15 protein-coding genes are annotated in these 18,697 nt (G+C 42.0%); 7 read left to right on the top strand and 8 right to left on the bottom strand.

The window, feature by feature from the left end; translation table 11 throughout:
- Nucleotides 1–136: 136 nt before the first annotated feature.
- On the bottom strand, nucleotides 137–694 hold the full coding sequence (locus G5B00_RS16895; RefSeq protein WP_163878329.1) for an NlpC/P60 family protein: 558 nt from the start codon (nucleotides 692–694) through the stop codon (nucleotides 137–139).
- A gap of 84 nt (nucleotides 695–778) precedes the next feature.
- Here G5B00_RS16895 and G5B00_RS16890 point away from each other — a divergent pair, with 84 nt between their 5' ends.
- Entirely contained in the window at nucleotides 779–1,672 is an 894-nt protein-coding gene (locus G5B00_RS16890) for an EamA family transporter (protein WP_163878327.1), read from the top strand.
- Between the two features lie 42 nt (nucleotides 1,673–1,714).
- Here the strand turns inward: G5B00_RS16890 and G5B00_RS16885 are convergent, their stop codons facing one another.
- Nucleotides 1,715–2,899: a class I SAM-dependent rRNA methyltransferase gene (locus G5B00_RS16885; RefSeq protein ID WP_163878324.1), complete on the bottom strand. Its 1,185-nt coding sequence runs from the start codon at nucleotides 2,897–2,899 to the stop codon at nucleotides 1,715–1,717.
- Between the two features lie 123 nt (nucleotides 2,900–3,022).
- Between G5B00_RS16885 and G5B00_RS18215 the strand changes: the two genes are divergently transcribed.
- Nucleotides 3,023–4,495, top strand: a complete 1,473-nt coding sequence (locus G5B00_RS18215) for a TonB family protein (protein WP_240894561.1) — start codon at nucleotides 3,023–3,025, stop codon at nucleotides 4,493–4,495.
- Between the two features lie 504 nt (nucleotides 4,496–4,999).
- Here the strand turns inward: G5B00_RS18215 and thrC are convergent.
- The 3 genes from thrC to thrA form a co-directional block, all read right to left on the bottom strand.
- Complete coding sequence (gene thrC / locus G5B00_RS16860; protein WP_163878321.1) at nucleotides 5,000–6,307, bottom strand: threonine synthase; 1,308 nt, start codon at nucleotides 6,305–6,307, stop codon at nucleotides 5,000–5,002.
- A gap of 116 nt (nucleotides 6,308–6,423) precedes the next feature.
- Entirely contained in the window at nucleotides 6,424–7,401 is a 978-nt protein-coding gene (locus G5B00_RS16855; protein ID WP_163878318.1) for a homoserine kinase, read from the bottom strand.
- Between the two features lie 78 nt (nucleotides 7,402–7,479).
- The gene (thrA, locus tag G5B00_RS16850) at nucleotides 7,480–9,927 is read right to left on the bottom strand and encodes a bifunctional aspartate kinase/homoserine dehydrogenase I (RefSeq protein ID WP_163878314.1); all 2,448 of its coding nucleotides are present in this window, start codon (nucleotides 9,925–9,927) and stop codon (nucleotides 7,480–7,482) included.
- Nucleotides 9,928–10,497: 570 nt separating this feature from the next.
- Between thrA and G5B00_RS16845 the strand changes: the two genes are divergently transcribed.
- Complete coding sequence (locus G5B00_RS16845) at nucleotides 10,498–11,079, top strand: C40 family peptidase (RefSeq protein ID WP_163878311.1); 582 nt, start codon at nucleotides 10,498–10,500, stop codon at nucleotides 11,077–11,079.
- A 131-nt stretch (nucleotides 11,080–11,210) separates the two neighbouring features.
- Here the strand turns inward: G5B00_RS16845 and G5B00_RS16840 are convergent, their stop codons facing one another.
- The 3 genes from G5B00_RS16840 to G5B00_RS16830 form a co-directional block, all read right to left on the bottom strand.
- Complete coding sequence (locus G5B00_RS16840) at nucleotides 11,211–12,512, bottom strand: DUF3943 domain-containing protein (protein WP_317168864.1); 1,302 nt, start codon at nucleotides 12,510–12,512, stop codon at nucleotides 11,211–11,213.
- Nucleotides 12,513–12,803: 291 nt separating this feature from the next.
- On the bottom strand, nucleotides 12,804–13,685 hold the full coding sequence (locus G5B00_RS16835; protein WP_163878305.1) for a hypothetical protein: 882 nt from the start codon (nucleotides 13,683–13,685) through the stop codon (nucleotides 12,804–12,806).
- A 198-nt stretch (nucleotides 13,686–13,883) separates the two neighbouring features.
- A complete protein-coding gene (locus tag G5B00_RS16830; RefSeq protein WP_163878302.1) occupies nucleotides 13,884–15,152 on the bottom strand; it encodes an ATP-binding protein in 1,269 nt (422 codons plus the stop codon).
- A 346-nt stretch (nucleotides 15,153–15,498) separates the two neighbouring features.
- Between G5B00_RS16830 and G5B00_RS16825 the strand changes: the two genes are divergently transcribed.
- The 4 genes from G5B00_RS16825 to prfA all read left to right on the top strand — a co-directional run bounded on the left by G5B00_RS16825 (nucleotide 15,499) and on the right by prfA (nucleotide 18,650).
- On the top strand, nucleotides 15,499–16,245 hold the full coding sequence (locus G5B00_RS16825; RefSeq protein ID WP_163878299.1) for a UDP-2,3-diacylglucosamine diphosphatase: 747 nt from the start codon (nucleotides 15,499–15,501) through the stop codon (nucleotides 16,243–16,245).
- Complete coding sequence (locus G5B00_RS16820; RefSeq protein WP_163878296.1) at nucleotides 16,236–16,799, top strand: Crp/Fnr family transcriptional regulator; 564 nt, start codon at nucleotides 16,236–16,238, stop codon at nucleotides 16,797–16,799. The genes G5B00_RS16825 and G5B00_RS16820 overlap by 10 nt, the downstream gene beginning before the upstream one ends.
- Nucleotides 16,800–17,166: 367 nt before the next feature.
- Nucleotides 17,167–17,496 carry a DMT family transporter gene (locus G5B00_RS16815; protein WP_163878293.1) on the top strand — a complete coding sequence of 110 codons (330 nt, stop codon included), beginning with the start codon at nucleotides 17,167–17,169 and terminating at the stop codon, nucleotides 17,494–17,496.
- 80 nt (nucleotides 17,497–17,576) lie between these two features.
- Complete coding sequence (gene prfA, locus G5B00_RS16810; RefSeq protein WP_163878291.1) at nucleotides 17,577–18,650, top strand: peptide chain release factor 1; 1,074 nt, start codon at nucleotides 17,577–17,579, stop codon at nucleotides 18,648–18,650.
- Nucleotides 18,651–18,697: the final 47 nt, after the last annotated feature.

Below are 18,697 nucleotides of genomic sequence, written 5' to 3'. Positions count from 1 at the left end.
GTGCACAACAGATTCCATATTTCACGCAAAGATGCAAAGACACAAAGAATTTTTCTTAGCGACCCTACACCTCTGCGAGAGGCTTTGAGAAGCAAAGGGATATCTGCCGTGTAGCCATTTCATTCTTTAAAACTCTTTAAATCTTCGGCGTACCGCAACGACTGAGATACTTGTAGTACCAAGCATCTTTTAAGTTAGAAATCACGACCCCTTGCTTCGTAGATACATGGACAAAACGGTCATTGTGCAGGTAAATACCTACATGGTCAATATCCCTCCCTCCAAACGAAAAAAACACCAGGTCCCCTTCCCGAAGCTGATGATCATATTTTCTCTTTACGATCTGTGCCATATCCCTGGATGTCCGTGGCAGATCCTTATGGTACACCTCCCGAAAGATCAAGCTTACAAAACCCGAACAATCTACCCCTTGTCTCGTCATACCACCCATCCGATGGGGACTCCCCATCCAGGAATCGATGAATGCATACAGGTCTTTATTCAACTTCTTACTGTCTACGCCCAATATATCCGCATAATGCGATGTGAGATTGCCCTTGTCCGCTTTGATTTGGCCTGAAGGTACAGTATTTGGATTATGGGACAGTGTTTTCTTCTTTGCGCCACAGGATGCCATAACAACGAGCAAACCAAATATCCCTAAAACAACATGTATTCTATTCAACAACTGCATAATTAGACCTCCTTTGCAAAAGTATAGCCCTACAATAACCAATAAAATTATCTTTTTTCCACATTTGTTATTTACTTTGCCGACATGGAACGCTTTCGTGGTGCAATAGCTGTCTTTATAGGTGCGGCAAGCTTTGGGATACTATCTACTTTTGTCAAACTGGCATATGCGGAAAACTTTACGCTGGGTGAAGTAACAGGTGTACAGGTTTTGTTTGGCACGATCATACTATGGTCGCTCTATGGGCTATACGCATTCAAAAACAAGGAAGCGTATCCCAAAAAGACAAATAAAATAAAAATATTGCTGACAGGTATTTCCACTGGAGCAGTCAGTATCCTCTATTACAAATGTGTCGAATTGGTTCCGGCTTCGATTGCTATTGTGCTATTGATGCAATTTATTTGGATCAGTGCCTTGATCGACCTCGTGGTTTTCAAACAAAAACCTTCAAAAAAACAGTTTTGGGGTATTGCAGGCATACTCTTGGCCACATTGCTGGCTACGGGTGTCTTTGAAGCCTCCATCAAGACCATCAACCCTTGGGGTATCGTCTATGGTATGTTGGCTGCCATGGCTTATGCCATCTTCATTATTGTCAATGGCAAAGTAGGAAACGATTATCCCCCTATCCAAAAAAGTGCTTTAATGGTTACCGGAGCGTGTATATTTGTCTTTACGGTATTACAACCGGCCGAGCTCATTTTTCTGGAAAGCGATAGCCGTATTATGTATTACGGTCTGCTGCTATCCCTCTTTGGGACAGTGCTTCCTCCCCTACTTTTTGCCTACGGCATACCCAAAATCGGTATCTCCCTCGGCAGTATCCTTAGCGCGGTAGAATTGCCCGTGGCCGTATTGATGTCGTATACTATTCTTTCCGAACCCGTGTCTCTGTTGCAATGGGTTGGAGTGGTCGGAATACTGGCGGTTGTCGTGTGGATAAATAAATCCCGTAAAGGCAAATTGTCAAATTAAAATTATACCCTCTGTAAACACCATTGTGAAATGAAACTTGCACTACAACACCCTCACCAATAACCCCTTCAAGTACTCTCCTTCCGGAAAAGAGGCCCGAATGGGGTGATCCTCAGGCTGTGAAAACTGGCGGATAAACTGGATTTCCTTGCCCGCATCCAAAGCTGCCCAAGCAATAACTTGCTTGAACATCCCTATATCCATAGCTCCCGAACAGGAGAATGTGGCCAATAGCCCTCCGCTTTCTAAAAGCATCAATCCTCTACGGTTCAGATCTTTATAAGCCCGCGAAGCCTTATCCAAAGCCGAGCGGGATGGCGCATATTTCGGTGGATCCAGGACGATAAGATCAAATTTTTTGCCTTCTTCACCCAATTGGCGCAGATACTTATTGACATCGGACTGCACAGCGGTGTATTGTGAAGGGATAAACTTGTTCAACTGCATATTCCTTTCCAATGTCTCCAAAGCCAACGCCGAACTGTCCACCGCAGTCACATGCGCTGCACCTTCCCGCAAAGCGTTCAACGTAAATCCTCCGGAATAACAAAAACAATCCAGCACATGCCTATCCTTGGTATATTGTGCAGTAAGTAGCCGGTTATCCCGTTGGTCACAATAAAAGCCCGACTTTTGCCCCTCGATGATATTGACTTGATAATGCACATCATTCTCTTTGATATCGACAAATTCGGGAGGCAATTCGCCCCATAGCAGACCATTGGTATCCGGCAATCCCTCGTGCTCACGGGACTTCAAGTCGCTACGTTCGTAGATGCCTTTCGGAGCAAGAACCCTAGCCAATTCGTCCACAATAACGGACTTCATCAATTCTACCCCGGCAGAGTGCACTTGAACAGAAATATAATCGGCATATTTGTCCACGATCAGGCCGGGAAGAAAATCGGCTTCTGCAAAGATCAACCGTACACAATCGTTTCCTTCATGCAAAAGATGTTTTCTGTTCTGCACAGCTTTTTGGACACGGCTGCGCCACCAGTGTTCATCCACTTGCTTGTCTGGATCCCACTCCAATACCCTCACCGCTACACGAGACCGTCCATTATACACCCCATAAGCGATGAATTCCTGGGCAAAATTGAATACGGAAACGATCTCTCCATTTACCGGCTGTCCATAAATCTGAAGAATAGCCCCGGAGAACACCCAGGGATGCAATTGCCAGGCAGCCTTATCTTTACCTTTGTGCAGGATTATTTTGTTCATCTCCACAAAAATAGAAAATTACAGAGATATACATTGTCCTAACGAAATCAAATCGAAAAAACACTAATTTTGACGAATAGGATAAAATAATTACTTTAGCATTAAAACAGCTAAACGAGAGCCATGAAAAGAAAACCTACTATTCGGCAAATAGCCCTTACGTTCCTATTGGTTACCCTTACACACACTCTTTTTGCACAAAAGAAACTGGAATTTGTCCTTCCTTCGGATACTACCGTAAAAGCCTTTTATAATGGCAAAGTAAAACATGGCAAGGCCAATGGCTATGGTGAAGCAAAGTTATTCCGCAAGGGCAACGAATATGGCACATACAAGGGACATTGGGAAAACAATGATTATCATGGCACAGGCACACTCACCTGGGCAAACGGGAGCAAATACGAAGGAGACTATATCAATGGCAAACGCACGGGCAAGGGCGTATACACCTGGTCAAGAGGAAGTAAATACGAAGGAGACTATGTGGATGGCGAACGTACAGGCAAAGGTATATACACCTGGGCAAACGGAGACAAATACGAAGGGGATTTTATCAATGGCAAACGTACAGGCAAAGGTATTTACACTTGGGCAATTGGAGATAGATACGAAGGAGATTTTGTCAATGGCAAAGGTTCAGGCAAAGGCGTGAAAACATGGACAAACGGGCACAAATACGAAGGAAACTATGTGGATGGCAAACGCACAGGCAACGGTATATACATCTGGCCAAACGGAGACAGATACGAAGGGGATTTTATCAATGACAAACGTACGGGCAAAGGCATATTTATCTCGGCAAATGGAAATAAACAAGAGGGGTACTTCCTCAATGGTAAACTCATCAAAGATGAAAAAGGGGAAGTATTAAGAATAGATTCAGCCGATCAACTTAGTCCGGAGGCACTAATAGCCTATAACAAGACACAACAAGAGATAGCACAGGCCAAACGAGAAGAAAAAAGAAGAGCAGCAAATCTAGAATATGAAAAAAAGAGGATAGAAAAAATCAAAGCTGCCAAGATCGGTGACCGCATCCGTTTCACGCAAAGGGGGAAACTTATAGAACATAACCCAAGACCCCTGGAGAACGAAAGGAGCGAAAACACAATTTATTATTCGACGAAGGTCATTGCTTATATTGAAAGGATAGAAGCAGATAGAATGCAGATCAGAATAGCAGATGTACAAGCATCTCTAAATAACAATACCGCATATTATAAAGACGTGAAGATGACCGAAGGCTCAATTCATTGGATAAACCCTATATTGGACAAACAGTGGGAAATAATACCAGATCGGGGGAAGTGGGAACAAGCTGTCTTCGAAGCTGTAGAAATCAACCCATCCCCAAAGATGGGCATGGATGCATTCAGAAAATGGATGGCAGACAATTATCAATACCCTAAAGAAGCTATAGAAGCAAAGGTAAAAGGAACCGTTACAGTTTCGTTTGTCGTAGAGAGAAATGGTCAGCTTACAGACATCAAAGTACTTACGGATATTGGCTATGGAACAGGCCAGGCAGCTATCGATCTTTTAAACGAGCTGAGAAATGGAATCCCGGTATACAAGGCGGACGTCCCGTACGTGTAGCCTATACTCTTCCTATCCGTCTGGATACTAACCCCATACAAAAAAAGTAATATTTCCTTGTATTGCTATAAAATTATTCAAGGAGCCTCCGACTAAGAAGAAAACCTAAGAAAAACAACTCGTTACATTGTTTGATTATTGGTGAATATCAACTATAATTTGTGTAGGATACTTCGTGAACAAAAGTTATGGAAGCAATTACTATACATCCCGAATAGGAAGAGCAGTTTGAAACAGTAAAGGCTGTTTTGAAAGCGCTTAAAGTACCTTTTGAATCTCACACCACAGATTTGCCCGAACATGTTTTAAATAAAAATTGTTCACTACTCTATAAGGTGATAATATGCTTTTGGAACAATAGGCTAGAGCCTATATTTGTATAGTCGGTCTCGGATAGTATCGACAATTCTTACAATACTTTAAAAAAAACAAGACAAAGATACGAAGGCACTAAGTTTTTCTCTTTGTGACTTCGTGTCTTTGTGGCTAAAATTAAGCGTATTCCTACTTATTCGACAATAAATAATCTTTAAAAGCCTCGTAATCCACAGGAAGATCTGTAGCTAATTTTGGTTTTCCGGCCAAGTCTTCGGCACCTTTCGGTAATTCAATTTTGGCAAACACCTCTTCTGAAATAGCATCGGGAAACTTACAAGGATGAGCTGTCGACAAGAATACCGAAGCATATTCTCCAGGCTGCTCGTTTTTGTACGCCTGTGAAGCCAGATAGGCGATAGCTGTGTGTGGGCAAGCAATATATTTGTATTTGTCATACAATTCACGCATAGCAGCAATCGTCTCCTCATCAGTATACGTATACGAAGAAATGATTGATTTCAGTTCATCCAGACTGTTGTGAAACATATCCTGTATACGAACCCAATTGCTCGGGTTGCCGACATCCATAGCATTTGCCAGAGTTTGCACAGATGGTTTAGGTTCATATTTTCCAGACTGCAAAAAACGTGGAACAGTATCATTCACATTCGTACCTGCTACAAAATGTTTTACAGGCAATCCCATCTTATACGCCAATAAACCCGCTCCGATATTACCAAAATTGCCACTTGGCACGGTAAATACAACTTCGTCGATCCCTTGCGATTTCAACTGTGCATATGCCCAGAAATAATAAAATGTCTGTGGAATCAATCGGGCAATATTGATGGAATTGGCGGATGTCAGACGCAATTCCCTATTCAGTTCTAAGTCGTTGAAAGCCGTTTTCACCAAGGTCTGACAATCGTCAAAAGTCCCGTCCACCTCTAGTGCACGGATATTCTGCCCATTGGTGGTCAACTGTTCTTCCTGTACTTTGGAAACCTTACCTTTCGGATAAAGAATGGTCACACGTGTACCCTCTACTCCCAAAAATCCAAGAGCCACCGCCCCTCCCGTATCACCCGAAGTCGCCACCAATACATCCAACAACTTGTCGCCTTGCTTGGAGAAATACCCCATCACCCGGCTCATGAAGCGTGCACCGAAGTCCTTGAACGCATACGAAGGTCCGTGAAACAGTTCCAAAACAGCCGTATCCTTATCCAAAAATCGGACAGGCGCATCAAAATTAATAGCATCGGCAATAATTGCCTTCAAATCAGCTTCTGGAATATCATCTCCTATCAAAGCGTTGGCAACAGTAAAAGCAATCTCCTGCAAAGAATATTGCTGAATATTTTTAATGAAAAGAGGATCCAGTTGTGGAATATGCTCCGGCATATACAATCCTTTGTCCTGGGGCAGGGAATTGAATACGGCCTCTTGAAAAGAAACCCTTAGACCTCTATTGTTTGTACTGTATAGTTTCATTTTTTTTATTGTGATTACACGGATGGTTAAGATTTATAGATTATTTTTTTGTTGTGATTACACAGAATGAGGAGATTACACAGATTATCTCATTTTCAAATCAAATCATTTTCAAATTATAACACCCTTGGCCCTTCTACATTCACGGATGAGACATATTTAAAACTGTCTATACCGTTGGCAACGAGGTGTTCCTGAATTTTATCTGCGACAACTTGAGCGATTTCCTGTCCTTTTGTAATAGCAACGACGGAAGGTCCCGAACCTGAAATTCCAAAACTCAATGCCCCATTGTCCATCGCGATCTGCTTCATTTCGTAAAACTGCGGGATCAATATTGCTCGGGTAGGCTCGATCAACACGTCGTGCATACTCCGACTGATCAGATCGTAATCGCTCTGGAACAACCCCGCAATCAGTCCGGCAATATTCCCCCACTGGGTCACAGCGTCTTTCAACAAGACTTTTGCCTTGATCAGCTGGCGTGCATCACGTGTCGGCACATCCACTTGTGGAAATACAATACCTGCATAAAGATCCTGGGGAACAGGCAGTTTGATCACATCCAATGGCTCATATCCTCTGATCAATGTGATACCTCCCAGCAACGCCGGAGCGACATTGTCGGCATGTCCATGTCCACAAGCCAAACGCTCGCCTTCTACGCAGAAGGGTAGCAACTCCTCTCTGTCCAAGGGATTGCCCAACAACGCATTGATGGCAAACAAGCCTGCTACCGTACTCGCCGAACTCGACCCCAAGCCACTACCGATAGGCATATGTTTGATCAATTCGATCTCCACCCCGATATCATCTTGCAGATCCAGTTTCTCAAGCAGCATTTTGACACAGGCACTGACCGTATTCTTGTCAGGATCCAATGGCAGCCGACCATCATCTCCCTGTATCGAACGAATACGAACGCCCGGTTCGGCACTGCGGTACATGCAGACTTCATCGCCGGGACTATCTACGGCAAAACCTAAGATGTCAAAGCCACAGATCATATTGGCTACCGTAGCCGGAGCAAATACACGCACCTGATCAAGGATCTTGTCGAAGTCTATTTTTTTTTGTGTTTTATTTTGTTCCATTGTTTTTATGAGTTGTCAGTGATCAGTAGACAGTTGTCAGTAACTGATTACTGATCACTGAAAACTGACCACTATTACTTATGCCCCTACATTGACCAAATCAGCAAACACACCTCCGGCAGTCACCTCAGCTCCTGCCCCCGGCCCTTTAACAACCAATGGTCTTTCCTTGTATCGCTCGGTCGTAAACGAAATGATGTTGTCACTACCAGACAAAGAATAGAACGGGTGAGTTTCATCTACCATTTCCAAAGCGATGGATACTTTTCCTTCTTCCAGCTTACCAATATACCGAATGACTTTATTTTCAGCCTGCGCTTGCTCCTTCAAGGCATTGAAATACTGATCAGCTTTCAGTAGCTCCGTATAGAAATCATCTACCGAAGTAGCTTCGAGACAAGCCTGCGGCAAGATTGCTCCCAAATTGACATCAGATGGTTCTATTTGATATCCCGCATCACGGGCAAGGATCAACATCTTACGCATGAAATCTACTCCCCCCAAATCATCCCTGGGATCCGGTTCGGTGTACCCCAACTCCTGTGCTTTCTTGACGACATCATAGAAAGAAGCATCACCGGTAAAATTATTAAAAATATAGGAGATTGTTCCGGACAGGATAGCTTCTATCTGCAATAACCTATCTCCGCTCATCATCAAATCTTTCAATACCCTTACAATCGGCAGTCCTGCTCCCACATTGGTTTCATAAAAGAAATCTACACCATGTTTACGTGCCGTATCGCGCAACAGTTTATATTGTGCATAATCCCCTGAGTTGGCGATTTTATTGCAGGTAACGATCGATATATTCGCTTTGAAAATATCTTCATAGTAGGTAGATGGCAATTTGCTGGCCGTATTGTCAATAAACACACAGTTGGGCAAATTCATCGTTTTCATGCGTTCTACGAACCCAGCTAGATCGGCCACTTCCCCTTCATTTTCCAATTGTGCCGACCAGGTGCCCAAATCAACCCCTTCTTCGTTGAAATACATTTTCCGGGAATTTGAGACACCGACCACTTTGATTTCCAGATCGTTGTTTTCCAATAAGAAATCGTGCTGCTCATGCAACTGTTTGAATAAAGTCGCACCGATATTGCCTGTTCCGAGATTAAAGACATGAAGTGTTTTCTTCAGCTCCGCAAAAAAAGCATCGTGTACAGCATTCAACGCTTTGGCCAAGTCTTCTTTGGAGATGATGACCGAGATATTGAATTCCGAAGAGCCTTGCGCAATAGCTCTTACATTGATACCATTCCGTCCCAAGGCATGGAACAGTTTACCCGAAATACCCGGTGTACGTTTCATGTTTTCACCCACGATCGCCAATACAGATAGGTTTTCTTCTACCTCTGGCATGACCAATATATTTGCCTGCAATTCCAATTCAAACTCCTGTCCAATCAACCGCAATGCTCTTTCCGCATCACTTGGATTGACGGCAAATGTGATGCTGTGCTCCGAAGATGACTGCGTAATCAACACCACATTGATCTGTTCTCTGGCCAACAATGTGAACAAACGTCCCGAAAAGCCAGACTTGCCAATCATACCGCTTCCCGACAGATTGATGATCGAAATATCGGAGATAGATGAAATCCCTTTGATCGGATAAGATGAGCTGTCCGATTCGAACTGTATGATCGTACCTGGAAATTCAGGTCGAAACGTATTACGGATGGCGATAGGAATCTTTTTCATGAACGCCGGAATCATCGTCGGCGGGTATATCACTTTAGCACCGAAGTACGAAAGTTCCATAGCTTCTGTATAGGAAAGTACCGGCAAAGAAAAAGCTTTCTTAACGATACGTGGATCCGCTGTGAGCATGCCGTTCACATCCGTCCATATCTCGATCACCGAGGCGTTGAGTATAGACCCAAAAATGGCTGCTGTATAGTCCGATCCACCTCGTCCAAGTGTAGTCACTCTCCCCTTATCGTTGGAACCGATAAAACCTGTCACAAACAAAAGATTGTCTGCATGTGTTTGTGCCAAAGACTGTACAAGCTGCGTAGTCAGTTCCTCATTGACATTGGCATTGCCAAAATTGGAATCTGTCTTCACATAATGCGAAGCATCTATAAAAGTAGAGACCGGCACATACTGCTCCATGATCTTAGAAACCATATAATTAGAGAACCGTTCGCCAAATGAAACAATAAGATCTTTACTTTGTGCACTCAGTTCCTTCAAAGCAGACACCCCCTGCAGGATATCGTCCAGCTCATTGAGCATCAATTTCAATTTTGTAAAGACAGGATTTTGGTATTTGACCGCGATCAATGCCTTGACCACTTCAAAATGCCTGTGCTCCAGTTGTTTCAAATCTTCATCAAAAGGAATACGTTCAGCGGCATTCTCGGCCATTTTGGTCAATAAATTTGTCACCCCAGACATGGCCGACAAGACCACTAGTGGTTTTTCTTGGTCATCATAGGACTTTTTGACAATATCAAGTACTGATTTGATACTCTCTACAGTTCCTACAGATGTGCCCCCAAACTTTAATACTTTCATGCTATTCGATTAATTTATCTTGTTTTAAAATAGTTTCCAACAAAAAGACCTTCCCCATTGTCGGAGGAAGGTCTTATATATCCACTGTACAAGTACTTATGACAACAGTATTACTTCCTCCGAATGCTATTCCCGGTGGTAATAATAATTGTTGAAATAATAGTACTAAAATTCACGTCGTTTTCAAAATTTTGGTAAATATAGCCAGATTGTATTTAATAATGCAAATATTTTTTAGAATAATTTGAATTTGGGGGGCCGTCTAAAAAGGTCTGACAATTAATCTAATCGTCATTTCGAACGAAGAGAGAAATCTATGGATGAATTATAATTTGCTTATTTTCAACAGTTTGAAAAATTGCTTAGCCATAGATTTCTCCTCGTGCCTCGTCGAAATGACGGCATGATTGGCTTTTTAGATACCCTCTTTGAAATGTTAAATCTGTTAAAAGAATGTTAATATAATATGTTAAAATTTGGATAAAAAAATCATATCCCCTATCTTCGTGCAGTGTCTACGTAAAAACATAGATACCTAAATAAGAATTTGTTCAAACTTAAAGCGATTTAATGAAAACAAAAAAACTAGTAGCAGTAATGCTTTTCATAGGCTTTTGTCTAGTCTCGCAAGCACAATCCAATAAAAGTAAAGGTCCTTCGGATCAGGATAACTTGGCCAAGGAATATTTTTCACAGATCATGGGCGTAGCGATCAACGCTACAACTAACACGAAACTTTATCAGTTTGTCTACGATTGGTTGGGTACCCCCTATCGCCTCGGTGGAGACACCAAGAAAGGGATTGATTGTTCAAAATTTTCATTGGCTTTATATGAAAATGTCTTCAACACCACAATCGGCTACAATAGCCGCAATCAATATGCCAATGTGACCCCCGTGAGAAAAAACGACCTTCAGCCTGGTGATTTAGTGTTCTTCAAAATTAGAAGTAGAAATATTACCCACGTAGGTGTTTACCTTGGCGACGATAAGTTTGCCCATGCCTCCTCAAGCAAAGGAGTGATGGTGAGCAATCTGAATGAAGCCTATTGGAAACGTTATTACTATAACGGTGGCCGTCCAAAAACAGATGAAGACCACCGTATCATGACCGCCGATGCGAGCTCTTACGAAAACAATGTAATAGATTAAGATTTTTTATAAGTTTATTTTTTTTAATTTCTTCTATACGTCCGAATGATCTTCATCATTCGGACGTTTTTGTTCAAATATGCCTAGTCAATTTTCATTCAACCTCTAGGAACCCTCAAGAACATTACCCCTTAAAACTGAATATTATACCCTACCGACAGACGTCCATAAGGAAACTCCCGCTGAAAATCCGGGTACTGTTCATCCTTGAACTCACCTTTCAGCGAAAAATACCCCGAAGCCAGATTGATCGAGAAACGTTTGAATACCCGCAAACTTCCCTCCAAAGCCAGTGCATGTAGCACATAATACGAATCTGTACCACTGATCGTATAGAAAACACCACCATTGTAATCTGCAGTAAACAGGAGCCTGTTGAGCAAGCTTAGCTCGCCCCTAAAACGATAGGAAGCTCCCGATCCATAATTGTAATTGCGACTTTCTCCGTACAAAAGATACGGATCCGGCACAGCCGCCAATAGCACAGCTCCTGCCCCTACACTCAAGTTCAACTTGTTATCCCGCCTATAACTGAATTCGGAAAGCCAATTATAATTCAAACTTTGTGCTCCATAGAAAAAAGCATCGTTGTTGTAAAAATCATAGTGCGCATTCAACGTGCCATAATGCGTTCCCCGTTTTGATTTAAAAAACTCTGCCCCACTCAACAATGCATGGACATTGACAGCATTGATAAAAGTACTGTCGCCACTTCCCACTTCGAAATTGACCGAAAACTGATCAAAAGGCCGCTTATAATTATGATCGCCATTGCTATATCGAAAACGCAGCCTGCTATAAATAGAATTCTTTCCCTTTTGCAGAAAGTCACCTTCCTTTCCATCAAAACGCCTAAAACCCATATCAAATTCTGCTGCGATCACAGAGGAATCTACAGCATAATAATCATCAATATGCTTTCCCCATTTTCCGTCCAATAGCCGGTTTAGCCCATTGACCGGATTGACCAAAAAAGCAACAATCTCATTTCCCGTTCGGTTATGTCCATTCCTGCTTCGAGCCAATATATTTCTCGACACCCGGTGCGTCATCTCTCCCAATATAATCCCTCCCAAAGTGGTATTGACAAAATCGTTGATCGAAGGATGCTGTGTCTCCCCGGCTGTCTCCCAGATATAGCTTCCCGCTACCGTAGCCAAACTCGACTGATAAAAATTATAACCATTACTCCTAAAAGCATTGAAATACAGTTGCCCATGGTAAGGATGGTCAAATTGATTGGTCGTAAACTGATTGTCATCCCAATCCCAGGCACTTATACGTTGATGATCCAAAAAATTTTTAAAAGTAATGTAGGAATAAGGGTCTTTGGTAATGAAGCGATTGAAAGTTGCCGGAAAAGCCTGTGCCAGAAACCATTCCGTACCTGCCCGCCAAAATTTCTTTTCACGTTTAGGGTTCAGAGAATCCACTTGCAAGGATCGGAATGCAGAACTATCTATCGCTATAGAGTTTGGCAAGCACAAAACCCTGCCAGTCACACCTCCCTGTGCGACTGTACTATCCGGAAGTGAATGAGCTTGGCAAACATGGACAAAAAACAAGCCAAGTAAAAAGCAAAAAACAATACACCAATATCGAGAAGCCATATCATGTAAGATACCGCAAATATGATAATTTGTTTTTTATTTAACGAGATTATTACAAAAAGAGCGTACTCACATCTGAAGCCATTCACCTATCCTCCCCATTATCACAACACCTTATTTTTTGATAAATAAAAACCCTGCAAAACTTTTAAGGGTAGCACTGGTGTCTACAACACCTATCTCCATCGAACCATCTTCATTGTTAGCAATAATGGCATTGCTCTGGGCATTTTTCCAATACCAGGTGGCCAAAGTCGTATCCAATGAAGCATGATAAGTCGCTGGCACGCCCGGATCCGGAGAGACGGAACTTTCCATAGCGATGTCTATCATCATGATAGTACCCGAATTGGTAATGGTCCATTGGACATGCTGCGGTGTAAATCCTTTGTTGTTCAGTTCGGCAAGCTCTTCTGACGAATAGAAATCCGGCCAGGATGCCATGGCCCAGGTACCGGCTAGACGCACCGTACGGCTACTGGTATCCGATGATGCCGTTGTCAAGGATATCTCTACCGTCTTATTGTCTTCTGCAAACGTGATCGAAAAACTGAAATCTTCTCCGGTCAGGTTCTTGATAGTGACCGTTGCTACCGTATCCAACGAAACCGTCTTGCCATCATTGCCCACCGTGTAGGCCCCCGTCCTCTTCTTCGTAGAAGGTTCGCTCTGCGGTGCAGACACACTGGCAAATTTCTCCCTTTTAAAGTCAAAACTATTTAAAGATGGGGGTACTTTGCCGGCGACAAACAGCGTAGAAGCCGCATCGACCTCCATGATATAGGTGCCATTGTCCATGAATTCGAGGCTCTTTATCTCCCCCGAACCGGAGAGCTCCCATTTTCCTTTGATCTTTTGTTCAGCTTCGGCCTTACTCTGCGGCACATGTTGTTCCTCTGTCTTGTCTTCTCCCCCACCATCTTCTTTGGAACATGAACCGATGGTAAAGGTCGCACAAAACAGTAAGGTCAAGAGAAAATAATTTTTAGTTTTCATAGCTTTTGATTTGAGTGTACTTCAAAAGTAACGGAACAGGTTTGGCAGAAAAATACCCCCTAGTTGGTATTTTTCAGATTTTCTTCCAAGAGACCATAGCCAAACGCACCGATACTTACGAAACGGTGATTCAAAACCTCAAAGAGGAGATAGCTTTTTTGCGGAAATTAGTGAAAAAGGAGTGAGAATGAGGCCAGATCACAAAACTCCTTGCAAATCCCAGGCCTGTACATGCTTTATTCCTTTGTTTTGGGGCAGCTGTACATCGTCGAGCGAAACCACCATTTTTTCATAATTGTCCTTTATGGCTTCGAGTGAGGTATATTCTCTCTTTGTAGTTTCTGCGTCCACGAGCAGATAAGCACTTTGTAGATAGACGACTTTGTCGGCTTTTTGGGCGACAAAATCTACTTCTTTGTTTGGCATGGTTCCTACAAAAACTTCGTAACCTGCCCTGCGGAGTTCCAGATAGACCAGATTTTCCAGTTTATACCCGATTCCGTAACCAAATCCGCTGTACAGGTAATTTTTGTAGGCTAGATCATTGATGTAATATTTACAATTCCCCGATATGGTTTCCTTTCCCCGGATGTCGTAACGCTCTGCCTTGTGTACCAAAAATGTATCTTCGATATACCCGATATAGTTGGCAACGGTATCGTATGTCGTTTTACGACCACTGCTTTTCATATAGTTGGCTACATTATTCACCGATAGCATATTCGAGGCATTATTGACCAAATAGACAAAAAGGTCTTCAAGCAGTTTCGGGTCTTTGATACTGTGTCGCTGTATAATATCCCGAAGCAGTACCGTATCTTTGACGGAAGTGACATAGTTTCGTTTGGTATCTTCGTTGGGCAATACAAAAAGTTCGGGCAAGCCTCCGCTTTCCATATAACGGACATAGCTTTGTTTATTGCTTTCCGACTTGGTAACGCCTAAATATTCGGCATAGCTAAAGGGAAACACCTCAAAGGTCACATATCTGCCCGAAAGCAAAGTTGCCAGCTCACCCGACAGCATTCTGGAATTAGAACCACTTATAAACAGCTCGTAGCTTTCCGTAAAATCCTGCGCATAAGAATTGACAAACCGCTCCCACTCGACGATGTTCTGTATTTCGTCGATAAACAGGTATATTTTTCCTTTGGGCTTTAGTTTATCTTTATACAGCTTTACCAGATTTTCCAGATCTTTGTAATTCCCGACAAAATCAAAGTCAATAAATTCTTTGTTGACATAAAATATATTTTTTGGATGCACACCGCCCGCGATCAATTGGTGTGCTATCTGCCGTAAAATATAACTCTTGCCCGAACGCCTTTGTCCGACCAATACTTTTATCAGCTTATTACCGATATAATGGAAAATATCGCTTGTATATTGCTCCCGCAAAAAACCTAGCTCCGGTACATTTCCATTCCAAAAATTGTACTTTTCCAATGATACAAAATTTTCCTCCATACTCGAAAAATATATACAAATATATAAATTTTTCTTTTATACTAGAAACAATATAATAGAAATACATAATATTCTTTTATACTAGAAATAACACAACATAAACGAACTTTTTTCGTCTATACTAGAAAAACCAATAGTAGAAGAGTTATGAATGGAAAATTACGAATGACAAATTTTGTATATTCGTAATTTTAAAATTCATAATATAATATAGTACTGACAAAAATTACAAATCATATAAAAAACGCGTCATTGCGAGAGCCTGCTCCGATGAATCGGAGCAGGCTCTCGCAATGACGGTAACATTTTTTGTCATGTACCAAGAATTCATGTATTAAACTAAAACATGTCGGAAAGGGATAAAATATACTTCGCTTCGGATTTTCACTTAGGATCTTTTCCTGTGGACAAGTCTGATCTACGTGAAAAGGCGGTCGTTGCATGGTTGGATAGCATCAAACACGATGCTGCTGAATTGTATCTCGTAGGGGATGTGTTCGACTTTTGGTTCGAATATGCTACCGTGGTACCTAAAGGATATATTCGCTTCCTCGGCAAATTGGCCGATTTGGCCGATTTGGGCATAAAGATTACACTTTTCAAGGGCAATCACGACATGTGGATGTTCGGTTATCTCAAAAAAGAACTGAATGCGCGTATCGTAGACAACGAACTGGAACTTCAATTGAATGGGAAGTCCTTTTATATCCATCATGGCGATGGCTTGGGAGACGGAGACAGGTCGTACAAGTTGCTCAAGAAAATATTTCGCAGCCCCTTGTGTCAATGGTTATTTGCACGTCTGCATCCAAATTTAGGTATTGCCATAGCGCAAAAGTGGTCCAAACACAGCCGAATATCCAGCAATACAGAAGAACAGTTTCTGGGCGAAGACAGAGAATGGCTCATACAATATGCAAAAGACATTTTAAAACACAAACACTACGACTATTTCATATTTGGCCATCGCCACCTCCCCTACGACGTCAAGATCTCGGAAAATACACGAATAATCAACCTGGGCGAATGGATCAATCATTTCACTTATGCAATCTGGGACGGCGACACACTGGAATTAAGAAAATGGAACTGATCGAGATTATTCAAAACATACATCCTCTGCAGCCTGATGACCTAAAGCTGATTATAGACATAACAGAGCAGATATCCGTTCCAAAAAACACAATATTCATAGAAGCTGACTACACATCCCGGTATATCTATTTCTTAAAAGAGGGAATCTGTAGGATTTACTATCAAAAAGAAGAAAAAGAAATCGTACTGGGTTTTGGCTTCACAGGAGAAGTAATCACTTCATTCAACAGCTACGTACACGGAACAAAAGGATACGAAACGGTAGATAGTCTAGAAAACTGTATGCTCTATCGGACACCTATCGTTAAACTCAAAGAACTCTATAGCAAATCGTTAACCATTGCAAATTGGGGCCGGAAACTTGCCGAAATAGAAATGCTGAAAATAGAAGAGCGACTGATGAAAAAATTGTTTAAATCAGCATTAGAGCGTTACTATGACTTATTAAGCAAAGAACCTCTGCTGTTGCAAAAGATAAAATTGGGGTATATCGCCTCTTATCTGGGGGTATCCCAAGTTACCCTATCGCGTATCCGCTCCGGAGTAAAATGATTTTTTAGAGGTCATCAGCTAATTTCATACATGCAGTACGTGTATATATAGCTTAAACATTATTTTGTCATTCTAAACGAAACGCAGTGTAGTGAAGAATCTCATTCAAATAAAGATTCCTCCTATCGTCGGAATGACAAATAGACGAATATGCGGTAATAGAACGTATTCAGTATATGAAGTTAAGTAATGACCTCTATGATTTTTTTATCATTTGTAAAAAAATATCTTTCTCAAAATCTCCATTTTTGCACACAACATTTAATACAGGCAACCAGATGAAATATTCATGTGTGCAAGCCTCACAGATCCGAATGAATGTAATATGGATATTCCAAATGGGCATTAAACATCAAATTATATACATATGAATTGGATATTTTTAGTTTTAGGGGGACTCTTTGAAGTGGGTTTTACGACATGCTTAGGTAAAGCCAAAGAAGCATCAGGACAAGCAACATGGATGTGGTATAGTGGATTTGTGGTATGCCTATGTCTAAGCATGGTATTATTGATCAAAGCGACCCAAACATTACCTTTAGGAACTGCATACGCCGTATGGACAGGTATCGGAGCTGTAGGAACCGTATTGATGGGGATTTTCTTTTTTAAGGAACCAGCAGACTTTTGGCGTATTTTCTTCATTTTTACGCTGATCGCTTCTATCGTAGGACTGAAAGCCGTATCGAGTCATTAACAAAAAACCTCTTTCTAAAACATAAATTTTGAGTACTTTTGTACTCTCGAAAAGCAAACAAGCTTTTTTGACAAAAAGTTATGCTAGAAAAATTACAAGCTATTAAAGAACGATGGGAAGAGGTCGAAGCCGAATTGAGCAATCCGGACACCATCAGTGATATGACACGCTTTGCAAAGCTGAACAAGGAATACAAAGACTTGAGCAAGATTGTAGAGCAGTACCACATTTACAAAAACATGGTTAGCAATATCGACGCTAACAAGGATATTTTGATCAATGAAAAAGATCAAGAACTGCGGGAAATGGCTAAAGAAGAACTTGATCTCTTGTATGTTCAAAAAGAAGAAAAAGAGGAAGAAATTCGCTTAATGCTGATCCCCAAGGATCCAGAAGACGCCAAAAATGCGATCATCGAGATCCGTGGTGGTACGGGAGGAGACGAAGCCGCACTTTTTGCCGGAGACCTCTACCGCATGTACACGCGCTATTTTGAGAAAAAAGGATGGCGGAGCGAAGTGATGGACGTCACTGAAGGTACATCCGGAGGTTATAAAGAGGTTATCCTAAAAGTAATCGGAGAGGATGTGTACGGACAGTTGAAGTATGAATCCGGCGTACATCGTGTACAACGTGTACCGGATACCGAGACACAAGGCCGTGTACATACGTCCGCCGCATCCGTAGCTGTGCTCCCGGAAGCAGAGGAAGTCGATGTGGATATCAATCCGGCCGATATCGAATTACAAACATCCCGTTCCGGAGGAGCCGGTGGCCAAAATGTCAATAAGGTAGAAACCAAGGTACAATTGACCCACAAGCCTTCAGGCATCGTCGTTGTATGTCAAGTAGAGCGCTCTCAATTAGCAAACCGGGAGTTGGCAATGGAGATGCTGCGTACGAAGCTCTACGAGCTTGAAGTACAAAAAAAACATGGTGATATCGCAGCAAAACGTAAGACCATGGTCTCTACCGGAGACCGGTCGGCCAAAATCCGTACATACAACTATCCACAAGGCCGTGTCACCGAACACCGCATCGGATTGACCATGTACAACCTGCCAGCTATCATGGACGGAGAAATTCAGGAAATCATAGACGCGTTGCAATTCGCAGAGAATGCCGAAAAAATGAAGGAAGGTGCAGTGAATTGATAACTCCGGCACAAGCGAATCTTATGTCTTTATATAAAAACAAAAAA

The organism is Parapedobacter sp. SGR-10, from assembly GCF_011030405.1.
In the GTDB taxonomy this organism is placed as follows: Bacteria; Bacteroidota; Bacteroidia; order Sphingobacteriales; family Sphingobacteriaceae; genus Sphingobacterium.
Note: the sequence above shows the minus strand (reverse complement) of the source record. Positions and strands in the feature narration are given on the sequence as shown.

What these genes read in the sequence shown, in the direction of transcription:
- thrC (WP_163878321.1), bottom strand. Translation starts at nt 6,307, where the DNA reads ATGAAACTATACAGTACAAACAATAGAGGTCTAAGGGTTTCTTTTCAA.
- G5B00_RS16855 (WP_163878318.1), bottom strand. Translation starts at nt 7,401, where the DNA reads ATGGAACAAAATAAAACACAAAAAAAAATAGACTTCGACAAGATCCTT.
- prfA (WP_163878291.1), top strand. Translation starts at nt 17,577, where the DNA reads ATGCTAGAAAAATTACAAGCTATTAAAGAACGATGGGAAGAGGTCGAA.
- G5B00_RS16835 (WP_163878305.1), bottom strand. Translation starts at nt 13,685, where the DNA reads ATGAAAACTAAAAATTATTTTCTCTTGACCTTACTGTTTTGTGCGACC.
- G5B00_RS16830 (WP_163878302.1), bottom strand. Translation starts at nt 15,152, where the DNA reads ATGGAGGAAAATTTTGTATCATTGGAAAAGTACAATTTTTGGAATGGA.
- G5B00_RS16885 (WP_163878324.1), bottom strand. Translation starts at nt 2,899, where the DNA reads ATGAACAAAATAATCCTGCACAAAGGTAAAGATAAGGCTGCCTGGCAA.
- G5B00_RS16825 (WP_163878299.1), top strand. Translation starts at nt 15,499, where the DNA reads ATGTCGGAAAGGGATAAAATATACTTCGCTTCGGATTTTCACTTAGGA.
- G5B00_RS16895 (WP_163878329.1), bottom strand. Translation starts at nt 694, where the DNA reads ATGCAGTTGTTGAATAGAATACATGTTGTTTTAGGGATATTTGGTTTG.
- thrA (WP_163878314.1), bottom strand. Translation starts at nt 9,927, where the DNA reads ATGAAAGTATTAAAGTTTGGGGGCACATCTGTAGGAACTGTAGAGAGT.
- G5B00_RS16820 (WP_163878296.1), top strand. Translation starts at nt 16,236, where the DNA reads ATGGAACTGATCGAGATTATTCAAAACATACATCCTCTGCAGCCTGAT.
- G5B00_RS16890 (WP_163878327.1), top strand. Translation starts at nt 779, where the DNA reads ATGGAACGCTTTCGTGGTGCAATAGCTGTCTTTATAGGTGCGGCAAGC.
- G5B00_RS16815 (WP_163878293.1), top strand. Translation starts at nt 17,167, where the DNA reads ATGAATTGGATATTTTTAGTTTTAGGGGGACTCTTTGAAGTGGGTTTT.
- G5B00_RS18215 (WP_240894561.1), top strand. Translation starts at nt 3,023, where the DNA reads ATGAAAAGAAAACCTACTATTCGGCAAATAGCCCTTACGTTCCTATTG.
- G5B00_RS16845 (WP_163878311.1), top strand. Translation starts at nt 10,498, where the DNA reads ATGAAAACAAAAAAACTAGTAGCAGTAATGCTTTTCATAGGCTTTTGT.